The organism is Oceanicoccus sp. KOV_DT_Chl, from assembly GCF_900120175.1.
GTDB lineage: Bacteria > Pseudomonadota > Gammaproteobacteria > Pseudomonadales > Dasaniaceae > Oceanicoccus.
The window spans coordinates 437,888-452,801 of record NZ_FQLF01000005.1 but is presented as its reverse complement, the minus strand read 5'-3'; the positions used below and the strand labels follow the sequence as shown (position 1 = coordinate 452,801).

16 protein-coding genes and 1 pseudogene are annotated in these 14,914 nt (G+C 47.6%); 11 read left to right on the top strand and 6 right to left on the bottom strand.

Going from position 1 to position 14,914, the window contains the following annotated elements; genetic code table 11:
- Positions 1–145: 145 nt before the first annotated feature.
- The 4 genes from UNITIG_RS19475 to UNITIG_RS19460 all read left to right on the top strand — a co-directional run bounded on the left by UNITIG_RS19475 (position 146) and on the right by UNITIG_RS19460 (position 4,059).
- A complete protein-coding gene (locus UNITIG_RS19475; RefSeq protein ID WP_159931229.1) occupies positions 146–1,609 on the top strand; it encodes an NAD(P)/FAD-dependent oxidoreductase in 1,464 nt (487 codons plus the stop codon).
- A gap of 147 nt (positions 1,610–1,756) precedes the next feature.
- Positions 1,757–2,719, top strand: a complete 963-nt coding sequence (arsS, locus tag UNITIG_RS19470; RefSeq protein ID WP_101760006.1) for an arsenosugar biosynthesis radical SAM (seleno)protein ArsS — start codon at positions 1,757–1,759, stop codon at positions 2,717–2,719.
- On the top strand, positions 2,712–3,419 hold the full coding sequence (locus tag UNITIG_RS19465) for a TIGR04283 family arsenosugar biosynthesis glycosyltransferase (RefSeq protein ID WP_101760005.1): 708 nt from the start codon (positions 2,712–2,714) through the stop codon (positions 3,417–3,419). The genes arsS and UNITIG_RS19465 overlap by 8 nt, the downstream gene beginning before the upstream one ends.
- Entirely contained in the window at positions 3,409–4,059 is a 651-nt protein-coding gene (locus UNITIG_RS19460) for a TIGR04282 family arsenosugar biosynthesis glycosyltransferase (protein ID WP_101760004.1), read from the top strand. Before UNITIG_RS19465 ends, UNITIG_RS19460 begins: the two co-directional genes overlap by 11 nt.
- A 16-nt stretch (positions 4,060–4,075) precedes the next feature.
- Here UNITIG_RS19460 and UNITIG_RS25215 read toward each other — a convergent pair whose 3' ends face one another.
- From UNITIG_RS25215 to flgA, 6 genes and pseudogenes are all read right to left on the bottom strand, one after another.
- Positions 4,076–5,146, bottom strand: a complete 1,071-nt coding sequence (locus UNITIG_RS25215; protein ID WP_101760003.1) for a S8 family serine peptidase — start codon at positions 5,144–5,146, stop codon at positions 4,076–4,078.
- Between the two features lie 82 nt (positions 5,147–5,228).
- A pseudogene (locus tag UNITIG_RS25210) lies at positions 5,229–6,028 on the bottom strand (S8 family serine peptidase).
- A gap of 293 nt (positions 6,029–6,321) precedes the next feature.
- Positions 6,322–6,834 (bottom strand): PKD domain-containing protein, encoded by a 513-nt coding sequence (locus UNITIG_RS19445; protein ID WP_101760001.1) that lies wholly within the window; start codon positions 6,832–6,834, stop codon positions 6,322–6,324.
- 173 nt (positions 6,835–7,007) lie between these two features.
- A complete protein-coding gene (locus UNITIG_RS19440; RefSeq protein WP_101760000.1) occupies positions 7,008–7,577 on the bottom strand; it encodes a flagella synthesis protein FlgN in 570 nt (189 codons plus the stop codon).
- Positions 7,578–7,680: 103 nt separating this feature from the next.
- Positions 7,681–7,998, bottom strand: a complete 318-nt coding sequence (flgM, locus tag UNITIG_RS19435) for a flagellar biosynthesis anti-sigma factor FlgM (protein ID WP_101759999.1) — start codon at positions 7,996–7,998, stop codon at positions 7,681–7,683.
- Between the two features lie 150 nt (positions 7,999–8,148).
- The gene (gene flgA, locus UNITIG_RS19430; protein ID WP_101759998.1) at positions 8,149–8,862 is read right to left on the bottom strand and encodes a flagellar basal body P-ring formation chaperone FlgA; all 714 of its coding nucleotides are present in this window, start codon (positions 8,860–8,862) and stop codon (positions 8,149–8,151) included.
- A 271-nt stretch (positions 8,863–9,133) separates the two neighbouring features.
- Here flgA and UNITIG_RS19425 point away from each other — a divergent pair, with 271 nt between their 5' ends.
- The 7 genes from UNITIG_RS19425 to UNITIG_RS19400 all read left to right on the top strand — a co-directional run bounded on the left by UNITIG_RS19425 (position 9,134) and on the right by UNITIG_RS19400 (position 14,739).
- Positions 9,134–10,063 carry a chemotaxis protein CheV gene (locus UNITIG_RS19425; protein WP_101759997.1) on the top strand — a complete coding sequence of 310 codons (930 nt, stop codon included), beginning with the start codon at positions 9,134–9,136 and terminating at the stop codon, positions 10,061–10,063.
- A gap of 205 nt (positions 10,064–10,268) precedes the next feature.
- On the top strand, positions 10,269–10,673 hold the full coding sequence (locus UNITIG_RS25340; RefSeq protein WP_304528934.1) for a CheR family methyltransferase: 405 nt from the start codon (positions 10,269–10,271) through the stop codon (positions 10,671–10,673).
- Positions 10,674–10,690: 17 nt separating this feature from the next.
- Positions 10,691–11,095, top strand: coding sequence for a protein-glutamate O-methyltransferase CheR (locus UNITIG_RS25335; protein ID WP_304528933.1), 405 nt, complete (start codon positions 10,691–10,693; stop codon positions 11,093–11,095).
- 227 nt (positions 11,096–11,322) lie between these two features.
- Entirely contained in the window at positions 11,323–11,727 is a 405-nt protein-coding gene (flgB, locus tag UNITIG_RS19415; protein WP_101760336.1) for a flagellar basal body rod protein FlgB, read from the top strand.
- Positions 11,727–12,173 (top strand): flagellar basal body rod protein FlgC, encoded by a 447-nt coding sequence (gene flgC, locus UNITIG_RS19410; protein WP_101759996.1) that lies wholly within the window; start codon positions 11,727–11,729, stop codon positions 12,171–12,173. Before flgB ends, flgC begins: the two co-directional genes overlap by 1 nt.
- Before the next feature lie 48 nt (positions 12,174–12,221).
- The gene (locus UNITIG_RS19405; protein WP_101759995.1) at positions 12,222–12,902 is read left to right on the top strand and encodes a flagellar hook assembly protein FlgD; all 681 of its coding nucleotides are present in this window, start codon (positions 12,222–12,224) and stop codon (positions 12,900–12,902) included.
- A 46-nt stretch (positions 12,903–12,948) separates the two neighbouring features.
- Complete coding sequence (locus UNITIG_RS19400) at positions 12,949–14,739, top strand: flagellar hook protein FlgE (protein ID WP_101759994.1); 1,791 nt, start codon at positions 12,949–12,951, stop codon at positions 14,737–14,739.
- The last annotated feature ends 175 nt before the right edge of the window (positions 14,740–14,914 follow it).

Genomic DNA, 14,914 nt, shown 5'->3' with positions numbered 1-14,914 from the left:
TGTTAATCTCTGTAAGCAAACACGGCGCTGGGCTTTTGGTATTATGCCTGCAATCCAAGGTTGTTGGCGATATTGCTGGGCTAATGGTTATACATCCACTCTGGCAGCCAATTTTAAGTATCTAACAATAATGATGAGTCAGGTTATGTCCAAGCAAGATTTCCGTATCGCAGTGATTGGTGCTGGCCCGCTGGGTATTGCCGCTGGCCGTGAGTTGCTAGCCCAGGGCTTTAACAATTTTACGATTTTTGAAAAAGAGCGCGCAGCGGGCGGCACTTGGCATATGCATAGCTATCCGGGTTTGGCCTGCGATGTATGGGCGCATGCTTATACATTTTCCTATGCGCCAAACCCTGATTGGTCAGCGAGTTTTGTCGGCCATGCTGAAATCGAGGCTTATTTGCAGCGCTGTGCGACTGACTTTGGTTTGGATCCGTATATGCAGTTCAATACGCGAGTGCTGTCTGCAAAATTTCAAGCTGATCAATGGCAAGTGCATACGCAAACGTCGGCAGGTGAAACTGCGGTAGAGGCGTTTGATGTGGTGATTAATGCGATGGGTAACCAGCACACGCCGGTTTACCCCAAGCTGAAAGGTATTGATAGTTTTGAAGGCAGCAGTTGGCACAGTACGCACTGGAATCACGATATCGATTTGACCGGTAAGCGGGTAGTGGTGGTGGGTTCTGCTGCTGCGGCAGTACAAATCGTGCCGGAAGTGGCGAAGGTGGCGAAGCAGTTAACGGTATTGCAGCGATCACCCAACTGGATTTTGCCGCGGGGACGTAAAGTCTATTCAGCCTTTCAGCGCACGTTATTTAATCGTATCCCGGCGTTGGCGCGGTTGCTCCGTTGGGGGCAGGGGCGGCTGATGTTGTTGATGCATAAAGGGGCGATGAACGGCAGTAAACAAATGGATACCTTTGAAAATATGGGGCGAAAATATATCGCCAAAGCCATTAAGGACCCCGCTATACAAAAAATGGTCACGCCAAGCAGTCGCTTTGGTTGCAAGCGGCCGCTAGTGGCTGATGATTTTTATCCAACGTTAAATTTGCAGCATGTGCGTTTGCTAGCAGAGGGGGCGAGTGAAGTGACGCCTACCGGTATTGTTACTAGCGGGGGGTCGCATATCGATGCCGATATTATTATTTATTGCACTGGTTATCGGGTGCTGGACTATGATCGCATCGAGGTGTTGGGTAAAGAGCAGCAAAATCTGGCGCAATTATTAGAGCAAAAACCGGAAGCTTATAAAGGTATTACAGTACCGGGTTTTCCTAACTACTTTTTTGGCATGGGACCTAATGCGGTCGTGCTGTCGGTTTCTTATTTTAAATCATTAGAGCCTAATGTGGCCTGTATTGTAAATTTACTGGCGAAAATGCGCGCTGAAGGTGTCGCTAGTATTGATGTTAAACGTGATTTGCATGCGCAATACGGCGAGTGGCTGCAGCAAAATATCCCTTTGTTTTCCTGGGGCAGTGGTGGTTGTAATACCTACTACCAAACCGATAGTGGCCATCATCCTTTTATCTTTCCCGGCGATTATAAAACCTTTCTTAAGCAGCGCGCGGAATCGGGCTTACATGAGTATGAACTCACTTAGTCTACCAAGCTAAGTTACAAGCCGTTAGTTTACACCGCTTTTGAAATTAGGTTGCACCGTGTATATTGATGGATCGCAACGCTGGAATCTAATGCGCGTAATACTGTCCAACGTTGTCGTTTATTTTCATCCTATGGAATCTACGCAATGTTAGATAGCCGTCCACTATTACTGGCCACTGATTTTCCACCGATTCAGCGCGATCAGCTACACACATTACAAGTTAATCTGGGATATAAGTGCAATCTCAGTTGTGTGCATTGTCATGTCAACGCAGGTCCCAGTCGCACCGAGTTGATGGACAAAGCCACTATCGATTTATTACTTGATTTTATCGATGATCAGCAGATTACAACCCTGGACTTAACCGGTGGTGCGCCGGAGATGAACCCGCATTTTCGCTATCTGGTCACTGCCGCCAGAGCGCGCAATGTGGAGGTCATCGATCGCTGTAATCTGACGATTTTATTAGAGCCCGGTTATGAAGATTTGGCCGGTTTTCTCGCGGCTAATCAGGTAACTATCACTGCCTCTCTTCCTTGTTATCTGGAAGAAAATGTTGAAAAACAACGGGGCAAAGGCGTGTATAACGAAAGCATGCAAGTACTGCAGCAGTTAAATGCTCTGGGTTACGGTATTGATGCCGATAAATTATTGCACCTGGTTTATAACCCAACGGGTGCCACGTTGCCGCCACCACAGGAACAATTACAAGCCGATTATCAGCGTGAATTAAAAGCTCGTTTTGGAGTGGTGTTTAATCAGCTGTTTACGATTACTAATATGCCGATTAGTCGTTTTGGTAGCGTGTTGATGTCCCATGGTGAGTTGGATACTTATATGGACTTACTAAAAAATAATTTTAGTGAAGCTAATATGGCGACCGTTATGTGTCGCAGTTTGATCAGCATTGATTGGCAGGGTTATGTTTACGATTGCGACTTTAATCAAATGTTAGCACTGCCGATGCTGGCTACGGATAAACCTAAAATACATTTAGCCGAGTTGTTAAATACCGATATCACTGGTAAAGACATCAGCATTGGTGATCATTGTTTTGGCTGTACCGCCGGGCAAGGCAGTAGCTGTGGTGGCGCCTTGCATGACTGAACCAGTACCTGCCGCCTCGGGCTTGCTGTTGAGTATTATTATCCCGGTATTAAATGAAGCGCCGTTAATAGAGTCCCAGTTACAACGATTACAGATCCTCAGAAACTATTCTTGTGAAATTATCGTCGCCGACGGTGGTAGTAGCGATGCTACCATCGACAAATCCCTTCCCCTGGTTGATCGGCTGATTGAGGCGCCTAAAGGTCGTGCTGCGCAAATGAATGCTGCTGCTGCAGTAGCAAAAGGGCAGTGGCTGTTATTTTTGCATGCCGATAGTGTACTGCCGGATGACTTTTCCCGGTTCTTAAAAAATTTAGCGGCTACAACCATGCCGTGGGGTTTTTTTGCTATTGCATTAAGTGGCCACGCTTTGGGCTTACGTATTATCGAGCGCGCGATGAATTGTCGTTCGCGATTGACAGCCGTTGCTACCGGCGATCAATGTTTGTTTTTCAGGCGTGATTTTTTTCAAGCGATCAATGGCTATGATGATATTCCATTGATGGAAGATGTGGCGATAAGTAAGCGCAGTAAAAAAATAGCCAAGCCCTTGGTATGGCCGGCGGCAGTGATGACCTCTAGTCGCCGCTGGGAGCAGCACGGTCTTTTGGCTACGGTGTTATTGATGTGGCAGTTACGATTGGGCTATTTTTTAGGGATTAGCCCGCAGCGATTAGTGAAATATTATTATGGTCGCTGAATGGGGGAGACAGCGTTTATTGGTGTTTGCTAAAGCGCCAGTAGCCGGGCAGGTCAAAACTCGCTTGCAGCCGCTGTTGAGTGCAGCCCAGTCTGCGCGCTTGCATGAGCGCTTAATTCAACATTGTTTGCAACAGTTATCACTCACTGAACGCTGGCAGCTGGAGTTGTGGGTGGGCAGTGCTCATGCGTGCTGGTCACAGATGTGTGAAGACTTTTCGGGAGAATTATTTTATCAGCAGGGTGAGGATTTGGGGGCACGGTTATCACATGCCTTAACGAATACGTTAGAGCGTGCTGATAAGGTCATAGTAGTAGGTACAGATTGCCCCAGCCTTAATCAACAAACGCTGTTTGCGGCTTTTGCTGCGCTGGATAATTATGATGTGGTGGTGGGGCCGGCCAATGATGGCGGCTATGTTTTGTTGGCAATGAAAGCACCGTCCCCTTCGTTATTTCAGGGCATCAGCTGGGGAGGTGATCAGGTGTTAGCGCAAACGCTTGACCGGATAAGGGCATTGGGGTTGAGTTATTGTGAGTTACCATCAATGTCGGACATTGACCGCCCCGAAGATTTTCTACAACTGCAAAAAACGATGCCAGCATTAACGGTAGATATCGCTCCTGCTGGCTTAAAGTAATTGAGTGGCGGTGTTATCAAAACTTTTTGCTGTTAATTGGCTGCACTTGTACTTTGCGCTGGAATGCGAGCGGCCGGTTTTCAGATTCATCGGTATTGCTGGCATTGCTGACCACATTGGAAACAAGCGATGCCAGAAAATTCAGGCTCTCTTTACTGCCGTCTACCAGAATGCGCAACGGTTGGTCATTGGTTGGGTAGCTGCCACAACTTTCACCTACGCCGCAAATAAAACTATCATTATCAATGTCCGAACCGGCAACTACCACGTACTCGCCGTAGGGAATGTTATTGAAGTTGTATTCGTATTCGCCATCACTAACATCGACATTCAGTTGCGCAACAAAGTCATAGTTATCGGCATCGAGTAATAACACATAGAGAAAGCCTGCATCAGAACTGATAGTGCCGCTGGTTTGAACGGTCATGGCCACCGGGATGTTGAGTTCTGTAGCGTTATCCAGTGAAAATTCAATATTGCCGCTGTAGGTGGCATCACCAAAGCCGCTGCGGTTTACGGTAAGTTGATAGTTGTCTCCTCCAAGGTCAGTGATGGTCAGCCAGGGTAGTGATTCGCTAACACTTACGATAGCAGGAGGGTTGCTCCCAATACCTTCCAGGCTGAGTTCCCGAGAGTTACTGGTGCTGCCAAAATCAATGCGGTTGGGTGACGCTAACAGGCTACCTGTGGCGCTACCGCCAGCAAGTAATTGCGCCTGTTGCACAGACTTCAGTGCGTCAATAAGACCATAGCCAAATGAGTTATCTCGACCGCTGCTGCCGATATCCGTGCTCAGCTGGCCATTCTGCAGGCTGCTGATAAATTCTGCGCTGCTGAGATTTGGGTGTACTGCTTTCATTAATGCGGCAACACCGCTGACATGCGGAGCAGCCATTGACGTGCCTTCATAGAGTGCGTAGCCATCGTTGCCGCTGCTATTTATAAAGGTGCTCAAAATGCCATCTTTATTACCGTCACCATTGCGGTCAATACTGGCATCGCCACCGGGTGCGGCAACATCAATAAAACTGCCAAAGTTGGAGTAAGGCGCGAGATTATTATTAGGGTCAACCGCGCTGACTGAAATGACATTGTCATAGCTGGCGGGTAATTGGGGGTTGCCGTGCTTTCATTGCCCGCGGCGGCAATAACAATAATACCTGCGCTATTTAATTGATTATATAAGTTCTGCTCGGATTGGCTAAACCGCTGCCGCCAAGACTCAGGTTAATGATGCTGGCTGCTTGTGCTGGCAAAGTATTACTATCGTTACTGAGGCCGGCAGCATAGCGAACCCCTTGGATGACGTCATAGCTGCTACCACCACCTTGGCCCAGCACCCGGATAGGCATAAGCTTTGCCCCCAAGCTACCCCGCTAACACCGCGATTGTTATTGCTGGCTGCGGCAACTGTGCCGGCAACATGGGTGCCATGCCAGGAATCAGGAACACTGCCATCGCCATCACCGGGGTCGTTCGGGTCGTTATCAATACCGTTACCATCATTGCTGGCAGTGGTACTGCGAATAAAGTCGTAACCACTGACCAGTTGGCCAGCTAAATCGTCATGATCCAGTACCACGCCGGTATCAACAATCGCGACTATAACATTGCCGGTTGCTGGTGTGCCGGTGGTGATGTCCCATGCTTGAGGTAGATTGATTTGCGGGTAATGCCACTGGATTGGGTAGAGAGGATCATTGGGGGTGCGAAACGCGCTGACACGGTAATTGGGCTCGGCGTATTCCACATCACTTTGGCGGTTAAGTTGTTTGATTTTTTTCAGTGTGGCTAGCAGTGCTTGATTTTTTTGTTGAAATGGAGGGCTGCTTGCTTGGTTGTTGTAGCTGGCGCTAACGGCGTTGGTCTCGGTAGCAAACGTTAACAGGCTAGGGCGGTTTTGAGTGGCGGCAGCGGTTGCACCATTAGCAACGTTATTCGCCTTAGCGACGGTGTTAGATGGTTTCATTTTGACAATGGCTTGGCCGGGAATAATGTTGGCTGGTTGGCCGTAGGCTGCTCTGCCAGAGGCCAATGAGCTGTTGCCGATTGCTAAAATGTATTTGCTGATGCCGGCATAGGCGTTGACGGCAATAAGGTATTCACCATCAGCAGGAGCGCTGACGGATTCAAATTCAGTATATGAAGTGGAGCTTGCTACGATGTCGAGGTCGTTTTCGAGTAGGAATAAATCAAGGTCATTTTCTTCATCATCAGCGGGATTGAAGTCAGCAATTTGTAATGAAACAAACTGACCGGCAGTTAAGTAGACGGAATAGATATCGTCCTCATCAATCTCACTTTGGTAATTGCTACCATCAAGTGATTCTGACGCTGGGACGCGTTTGCAAAACCATTGAGTACCACCGGATTGGGCAGTGGCTGTGGTACGTCACCCAGGTTGTTGGTTTCAAATAACAAGCCTAGCTGGGCTTTGCTCTGTCGCGATGGGTCGTTGACGTCAATGTCAACAACGGTATTGCTGGCGGCGTTGATAGTCCCGCCGACAGAAAAAGTAGTGGCGACACTGGCAGTGTCGGTATCCCCGGAGCTGTCGGTGACTATCAGCGTGGCAGTGTAGGGCTGTAAGTTCTCGATATCATAAGTGTGGGTAACCACAGCGCCAGTAGCGGTGCTGCCATCGCCAAAATTCCACTGGTAGCTTTCAATAACGGGTTGGCCGTCGGTGGTGCCGGTTACTTGTGAGGCGCTGCCGTCAAAAGTGATTTCCGCAATAGCCGCTTGTTCGGTGCGTGACAAACTGATATCTGCCACTACATTGCTGACTGGTACTGGTGGAGTGGCTGGTGTGCTACTACTTCCACCGCCACCCCACAGCTAGCCAGTACGCAGCAGAGGCACAGATAAATTGATAGTTTATGAACGGGTGTGAGGGAGCAAAACTGAGCGGGCATAGTCGAGGTCTGTACAGCTGGTTGAACGCATGACTATAAGGGATTGAGATGATCGAGAAAAGACGTGTTAACGCATAAAACAGACATTGGCTTATGCCAATACCTGTTTATTAGCTGGCGGGGTGATTCAGGCGCTGGTGATACTGCGGCCAGTGCTGCGGTTTTGGGCATCCCTTTATTAGTGTACAGCTTGGGCTGGTGAGTATTGCCGCGTAATAAGTCCAGAATTTGGCCGACCACTAAACGGGTGCGCTTGGCGATGCGCTCATTGACTTCATTGAGCTCCTGGCATTGTGACCATTGTTCGCCCAGTTTGCGCCAGGCTTTGGCTACCAGTGGTGCATGTTCTTCGGCGGCATCCAAGGTGCTGCTTTCATCAATAAAGCCGGCCTCAAGTAGCAGTTTTTGTCTGGTCTGGGAGTGGCTTTCCAGCTGCTTAAGTAGCTGCTGCTTTTGGCCGATCAGCTTTTGGAATAAGTCGTAATCACGCTGTTCCAGCGAGGCACGTTCCTGCTGTAAGACTTCCAGTAATTGCGTGGTGGTGGGTAGGTCCAGTTTGAAGGTGTCTTCAAGTTCGGACCATAGTGCTTGATATGGGGCCATAGCTGTCTACCTCTGATCGCTCATCTATTTCTAGTGGATGGTGCTGTTCTGTAATGCTGTTGATCAGTAAGTTGGTTTGTACTTACTAATCGTTCAGGGCGCTCTATTTGCCAAAGAGCGCGTCTGAACTTAAAATTTTGTCGGCTAACACCAGGTCATCCACCTGATATTCACCGCGTTCCAGCATGGCCTTGATTTTCTCGGCACGCTCGATATTGACCTCGGGCAGGCTGTTCACCTTATCCGCCAGGCTTTGCAGTGATTTCGCTTCGCTGCTGAGTTGCACATCGTCTGCAGCAGGGGCGACTGATTCACTGCCAGGGGTGCTGGATTCAGTGGGCTTAGCGGTATTTTTACCGCTTTGTTCAGTTTTCGCTTGGGGGCCGGAAAAACCTCCTAAGCCGTTGATATCTCTAACCATTTTTTACATCCATTAGTGTGGTGACAAGCACCGTTAGGCAAATTTCAGAACGATCAGTGTATGTATCGGCAAAGCCGCTGCTAACTTTAGCATATTTCAGCTTTCAACTAGTGCTTTCAATGGCTGCTCTAGAGCGCTCAAAGGGGCTATTTACATATTGATGGTTACCTGCCCGGGGGCACTGACTTTTGCTTCAACCACACGTTTTGATTGATTGTTTCGTACACTAATTTGTTGCCCTAAATAACCGTCCATCAGCGCTTCACCAGAAATTTTCACCATTAAACCGCTGCTTTGAGCGGTCATTTGCACCATTTCGCCCTTTTTGACGACAAGTGGTGGATTGATGTAACTGGCGATAACGACGTTGTCGGCTCGCAGATTACGGCTGGCTTCCATATTCAGCACTTCGTCAAGACTGATGAAATAGCTGCCATTCAATCGGCTGGTATCGACTTCGCGCATTTCTACATGTTCTGCGCTAATGCGGGCACCTCTGGGTACTGGCATTACGGCCGTGACAACCGAGCGGAATAAGCTCACTTTGGCTTGAATGTATAGGGACCATGGCCGACCATCGGGGCAGCTGATCTTCAGGTTTATGTTACCTATCGTGTTGCGTGACTTTAGTTTAGCGTCAAGGGGGCTAGGGCAGTCAGCCATCGCCAGACGTGGATCCAGTGGATTTATTTGATACTCAATACGCACCGCATCATCGTAGAAGGCTTGTAGTTCCACGATGTGGAGCTGCAAAAACTGGTCGGCACGATCTTCAATAGTTTTACTGCCCACGGCTGCAGAGGCCTGTGGGCCAAATAGGCTTAGCGAAAGGCTTAAAAGTAGTAAAAAACTACGAACTCTCATTATCTTGACCTATGCTCTAAGTAGTTGGCGGTACGGCTTAGCACCGTGCGCTGCTTGCACTTTAAGTGTTTATGATTAAATAGTTACTGTCTGGTGCCGATAGACTAATATCGGGTCATGGCGACGATAAACTGTCGGTTATCTATCTGGTAGTTAATCAAAGCAATAACTATGCCCAGTATAGGTATTGCAGGCTGTGGGTTAGGTAATGACTAGTTCGCTGTGGCGGCTTTGCCGTTGCCACAGATATGAATTGATTTAGGAGATAGCTATGGCGGGCGTTCTTGAGAGCGTGAATCAACGAACTCAGTTGGTGGGTGAAAACCGCCTTGAGTTGTTATTGTTCAGGTTGGCAGGCGAGCAAATATACGGGATTAACGTCTTTAAGGTTAAAGAGGTTTTGCAGTGTCCCAAGCTCACCATGATGCCCCAGAGTAGCCCTGTCGTTAGAGGTATTGCCCACATTCGTGGTGGCACTATTTCAATCTTGGATTTGAGCCTGGCTACCGGTCAGCAGGCGTTAGACGATATCGAAAATCGCTTTGTCATTATCACTGAATACAATAGCGCTACACAGGGTTTTCTGGTGCAAGGGGTTGAGCGTATTATCAATATGAACTGGGGGGATATTCATCCACCACCCAAGGGTTCAGGCACTGAGCACTATTTAACCGCGGTGACGGAAGTTGACGGAAAGATGGTTGAAATAATCGATGTAGAAAAAATCTTATCGGAAGTTTCACCGATGCATGAAGAAATATCTGAGGATATTTTAACGGAGGAAGCTACTCAGGCCGCGGCGGCTATGCACGTACTTATTGTGGATGACTCAGGTATCGCCCGTAAACAGATCAAACGCTGTGTAGAAACAGTAGGTGTAGAAACCACACTATTGAATGATGGTCGTCAGGCATTGAATTATTTATTGGAGTTAGCCGACGCCGGTGAAAATGTCGCCGAGAAATTTTTAGTCATGATATCCGATATCGAAATGCCCGAGATGGATGGCTACACTTTAACCGCTGCTGTTAGAAGCGATCCACGCCTAGCTAATTTACATGTGGTTTTACACACATCGCTTAGTGGTGTGTTTAATCAGGCGATGGTGAAAAAAGTCGGCGCGGATAATTTTTTAGCGAAATTTAATCCCGATCAGTTAGCCACAATGGTAACCGATCGAATTAAAGCCGTTGGTGGTTAATCGGCTGAATATAGGCTGATTTACCTATATCAGCCGTAAGTTAATAATGATAGATTAGCGCCCGCTTGAGGGGTCCGGTTATAGTCTGGACAACTAAGTTTAAATTTACTGTCGCTACTACTCGGGTCAGTCAATTCAATGGGTTTTAGAAGTCTAAATTTCGATAGTTTAGACCAGCATTCGATCATCTGATTCAGGGCCGCCAATGGTTGCTAGTTCACCAGCAGATTACAAAATATTTCGAGATTTTCTTGAGGATGCTTGCGGCATTATTCTCGGAGAAAATAAACAGTACCTGGTTTCCAGCCGACTGAATAAATTAATGGCTGAGAAACAGATAGCTAGCCTGACTGAGCTGGTGCAGTGCATGCAACAGATTTCTCAACGCAGTTTGAAAGAAGCTGTGGTTGATGCGATGACCACCAATGAAACATTATGGTTTCGCGATTCTCACCCGTTTACTATTTTTAAAGACCGGCTATTGCCTGAGTTTCAAAAAGACAGCAAAGGCACTATTCGGGTTTGGTCTGCAGCCTGTTCTTCAGGGCAAGAACCCTATTCGCTGAGTATGTTAGTGGAAGAGTTTCGCAACTCCGGTAGGGGGGGCTGAAGCATCCGGTTGAATTTGTGGCCACCGACCTTTCCAAGTCAATGTTGGAGCAGTGTAAAAAAGCCGAGTACGATGGGCTTTCATTGGGACGTGGTTTGAGCAAGGAGCGATTAAGCCGTTTTTTCGAACCGGTTAGCGGTGATGTCTATCGGGTGAAATCCGATATTCGTCGAGCAGTACGTTTTCAGGCCTTGAATTTAATGGATAGTTTCTTGTCCCTGGGTAAGTTTGATGTTGTCTTCTGCAGAAACGTGTTGATCTATTTTTCACCGGATTTAAAGGTTGATATCCTGCGCCGTATTCATGGCACATTAAAACCGGGTGGCTATCTGATCCTTGGCGCCTCTGAAGGTTTATCGGGTGTTGGTGAGTTTTATGAGATGGTGCAATGTAACCCCGGTATTATCTATCGTGCCAAGTGATAATCCTAGATGCTAGATGCTAGATGCTAGATGCTAGATGCTAGGTTTAGCTGGTGGCAAAGGTGGTTGCCACTCTTGCCGCTGTGATTAAATAGGGCGGAATCCATTTGCCGCTTTTCCCTTCTGTATATTATTAAATCCTTTAAAATCAATGTCTTGAAAGTCTGGCACAGCCTTTGCTATATCCCTGTTGAGATTCTTTAAATCAGCAAGGTGTGCAACAGCAGATGGCTATTAACTTTCAATCCGCATTAGGTATTCACGAAAAAGCACTGCATGTCCGTGCCAAGCGTGCAGAGATACTGGCTAATAACCTGGTCAATACCGATACGCCTAACTTCAAAGCACGGGATATGGATTTTAAATCGGTATTAAAAGGCCAGATGGTCAATACCCCCGGCAGCACCCGCATCGTCGCCACCAATAGTCGTCACATCGGCGGCTCGAATAACCTGTTTGAACCTGAGCTGATGTACCGCAATCCCATGCAGCCCTCGCTTGATGGTAACACCGTCGATGAGCAGGGCGAGATGAGCCGCTACGCGCAAAACACTATGGATTTTCAAGCCAGCTTTCAGCTATTGAATAGCAAGTTTAAAGGCCTGACCAATGCTATTAAAGGAGACATGTAATGTCGTTAAGCAGTGTATTTGATATTGCCGGTATGGGGATGTCGGCACAGAGTATTCGGCTGAATACCACGGCCAGTAACCTCGCCAATGCCCAGTCTGCCAGCAGCAATACCAGTGAAGTTTACCGGGCCAGACACCCGGTATTTGAAACCATGCGCCGGGATTTAATGCATGGCGATGATTTTAATGTAATGCCTTCAGTGGATGACGATGCCTCCATGGGCTTGCGGGTGAGTGGCATTGTTGAATCGGATGCTCCCTTGCAGCGCCGCTACGAACCTAACCACATGAAAGCTGATGAAGATGGTTATGTCTATTACCCGAATGTGAATGTGGTGGAAGAAATGGCCGACATGATTTCTGCGTCGCGCTCTTTTCAAATTAATGTGGAAGTAATGAATTCTGCCAAAACCATGATGCAGCGGGTGTTAACGCTGGGTCAGTAAATTTTATAGAACTTAACAGATTAACGTTTAAATAAACGGACAAGTGACATGACAGATGCAATTTCAACCGGCTTGTTAAGCGATATTTCGGTACAGGAAAAGTATGCGGCTGAGCCGAAAAGTAAAGAGCTGGGTCAGGATGTTTTTCTTGAGCTGATGGTGACGCAAATGCGTAACCAAAATCCACTGGATCCACAGGACAACAGTGAGTTTGTTGCGCAGCTAGCACAATTTAGTTCGGTTGAGGGTCTGGATAAACTGAATAATACGATGGGTGATTTCGTGGGTTCCTTTGAATCCAGTTTGCAATCCAATCAGGCGTTGCAGGCATCAGCAATGGTTGGTCGTTTTGTTATCGTTAATTCTGATACTTCTTACTTGGGCAATGAAGGTTTGATTGCAGGGACTATTGATGTACCGCAAACAACCGATGATTTAAAAGTTAATGTTTATAACGAAGAAGGCGAATTGGTCGCCGAAGAGTTATTGGGTGCAGCGGAAGCTGGTCCAATGAGTTTTGCCTGGGACGGCAATATTGAAGGCACACAATTACCCGCAGGTAATTACCGTTTTGAGGCGTATGCCAATTTTGGTGGCGATGATGTACAGCTCAATACTGCACTTAGTCACAATGTCGATAGTGTCACCGTTGGTGCCAATGGCGCTGTTAGTTTAAATGTCGCGGGGGTTGGGCCAGTGTCTATCTCCTCGGTACGAGAAATTTTGTAAATCAAATTCAATTTATAGATTAATACAACCTTAAAGGGGTTCAGCCATGACTTTTAATACTGCGCTTAGTGGATTACGTGCCGCCAATACGGACCTTGAAGTTACCGGTAATAATATTGCTAATGCTAGTACCACCGGCTTCAAACGTTCTCGTGCTGAGTTTGGTGATGTTTACGCCAACTCGTTAGTGGGTGGCGGTAGTAATAGTGCCGGTAGTGGTGTGTTGGTCAATGCCATTGCACAACAGTTCGACCAGGGTAACGTTTCGTTTACCGACAATAGTTTGGACCTGGCGATTAATGGCACCGGTTTTTTTATTGTCGCTGAAGAGAGTGGCGCGACAGCTTTTACCCGAGCGGGGTATTTTGGTCTCAATGAAGAAGGCTATATCACCAATAATAGTGGATCGCGATTACAGGGCTTTTTACCGACAGGTTCTGGTACCGGTGTTGGTGGCACCCCGGATGATTTGCAAGTTGCAGTGAGTGATTTGGCGCCATCGCCTACCACAGAAGTTGATTTGCTTTTCAATCTTGATGCCCGTAACGACCCGCCAGTTATCAGTACTTTTGATCCTAATGACGCAGACACGTTTAATAGCTCTACGTCTCTAACGATTTTTGATAGCCGTGGTCAGTCACATGTGTTGTCTACCTATTATGTAAAGTCTGATACTGATAATGCATGGCGTATGTATGCCTATATTCCTGATGAAAATGGTAATTTACAAAATGTTCTGAATAATGGCGGTACACTGGCAGCAGCAGATTTGGCGACAGCAACCACTAATAATACTGTCGCTCAGGCTACAGCTGTATTGACTGCTGATGCAGCGACGCAAACTACGACGGTTGATGGCTTGGCTGCAACGGCGGCTGCTAATGCAGCAGCGGCAGCAGTGCCAACTCCTTTTGTGGCTGGTGATGTAGCGGCGCTGGAGACAGAGCTTGAGGCGTTGGTGGTCGCTGCCAATACTGCGCTTACAGCCGCGGTAGCTACAGGTAATGCAGCATTGACCGCAGCAGCTACAACGGCACGGGATGAGGCGGTGAATGCTGAAGCCTTTGCTGAGGCAGCGAGGATAGCGGGTCCAGGTGCTGGTGAGGCGGATGTCGATAATGCTGCTGCTTCGGCTTTGTTGGCGGCTACTGCTTCAGCAAATGCATTGGCGCTGGCAGCTACGTTGGATAGCACTGCACAAACTGCTGCTGCAAATACTGCCAGCGCTTTGGTAAGAGCTACAAATATTGCTTCTCAAGTGCATTATGATTTAGTTTTTGCTACAGATGGTACTTTGCAAAGCTCTATTCCGGATGTCTTAACTATTGATAACTGGAATCCGGCGGGTGCTAACCAGTCTTCCACTGATGGAAGTACTACTGCGACAACGGGTAACTCTGATTTTGTTGTCGATATAGGTACCTCTACTCAATTTGGTAGTAACTTTGCCGTTTCCTCAGTTGATCAGGACGGTTACGCTACCGGGCAGTTAAGCGGATTGGAAATTAACAGTACCGGCGAAATTTTTGCTCGATATACCAATGGTGAGGCATTAATTTTAGGCCAGGTAGCGATGGCTTCCTTTGCCAATGAACAGGGTTTAAGTGCTTTGGGCGAAACGTCGTGGGCGCAATCCTTTGAGTCGGGAGAGCCGGTGGTGGGTGCGCCGCTAACCAGTACTTTAGGTGCTATCCAATCCGGTGCGCTGGAAGAATCTAATGTGGATTTATCAGAAGAATTGGTCAGGTTGATTGTTGCTCAGCGGAACTTCCAGGCCAATGCGAAGACGATTGAAACTGCGGATACTGTTACGCAGGCTATCATTAATATCCGTTAATTTTCTGGCAGTAACTTAAGGCGATGGTTTAAACACCATCGCCTTTTTTATGCTCAGGATGAGTGGTATGTCTCGAGCGCAAGACGCGCAGGAGAGGATGCCACAAGGTTCACCTTGACTTGCCGATTGCCCAGCCGCGACAATGCATCGTCATTAGTTAGCGAAGTTGGATGTT

Coding starts and splice junctions, on each gene's coding strand:
- UNITIG_RS19475 (WP_159931229.1), top strand. CDS start 146: ATGTCCAAGCAAGATTTCCGTATCGCAGTGATTGGTGCTGGCCCGCTG.
- arsS (WP_101760006.1), top strand. CDS start 1,757: ATGTTAGATAGCCGTCCACTATTACTGGCCACTGATTTTCCACCGATT.
- UNITIG_RS19465 (WP_101760005.1), top strand. CDS start 2,712: ATGACTGAACCAGTACCTGCCGCCTCGGGCTTGCTGTTGAGTATTATT.
- UNITIG_RS19460 (WP_101760004.1), top strand. CDS start 3,409: ATGGTCGCTGAATGGGGGAGACAGCGTTTATTGGTGTTTGCTAAAGCG.
- UNITIG_RS19440 (WP_101760000.1), bottom strand. CDS start 7,577: ATGGCCCCATATCAAGCACTATGGTCCGAACTTGAAGACACCTTCAAA.
- flgM (WP_101759999.1), bottom strand. CDS start 7,998: ATGGTTAGAGATATCAACGGCTTAGGAGGTTTTTCCGGCCCCCAAGCG.
- flgA (WP_101759998.1), bottom strand. CDS start 8,862: ATGAGAGTTCGTAGTTTTTTACTACTTTTAAGCCTTTCGCTAAGCCTA.
- UNITIG_RS19425 (WP_101759997.1), top strand. CDS start 9,134: ATGGCGGGCGTTCTTGAGAGCGTGAATCAACGAACTCAGTTGGTGGGT.
- UNITIG_RS25340 (WP_304528934.1), top strand. CDS start 10,269: ATGGTTGCTAGTTCACCAGCAGATTACAAAATATTTCGAGATTTTCTT.
- flgB (WP_101760336.1), top strand. CDS start 11,323: ATGGCTATTAACTTTCAATCCGCATTAGGTATTCACGAAAAAGCACTG.
- flgC (WP_101759996.1), top strand. CDS start 11,727: ATGTCGTTAAGCAGTGTATTTGATATTGCCGGTATGGGGATGTCGGCA.
- UNITIG_RS19405 (WP_101759995.1), top strand. CDS start 12,222: ATGACAGATGCAATTTCAACCGGCTTGTTAAGCGATATTTCGGTACAG.
- UNITIG_RS19400 (WP_101759994.1), top strand. CDS start 12,949: ATGACTTTTAATACTGCGCTTAGTGGATTACGTGCCGCCAATACGGAC.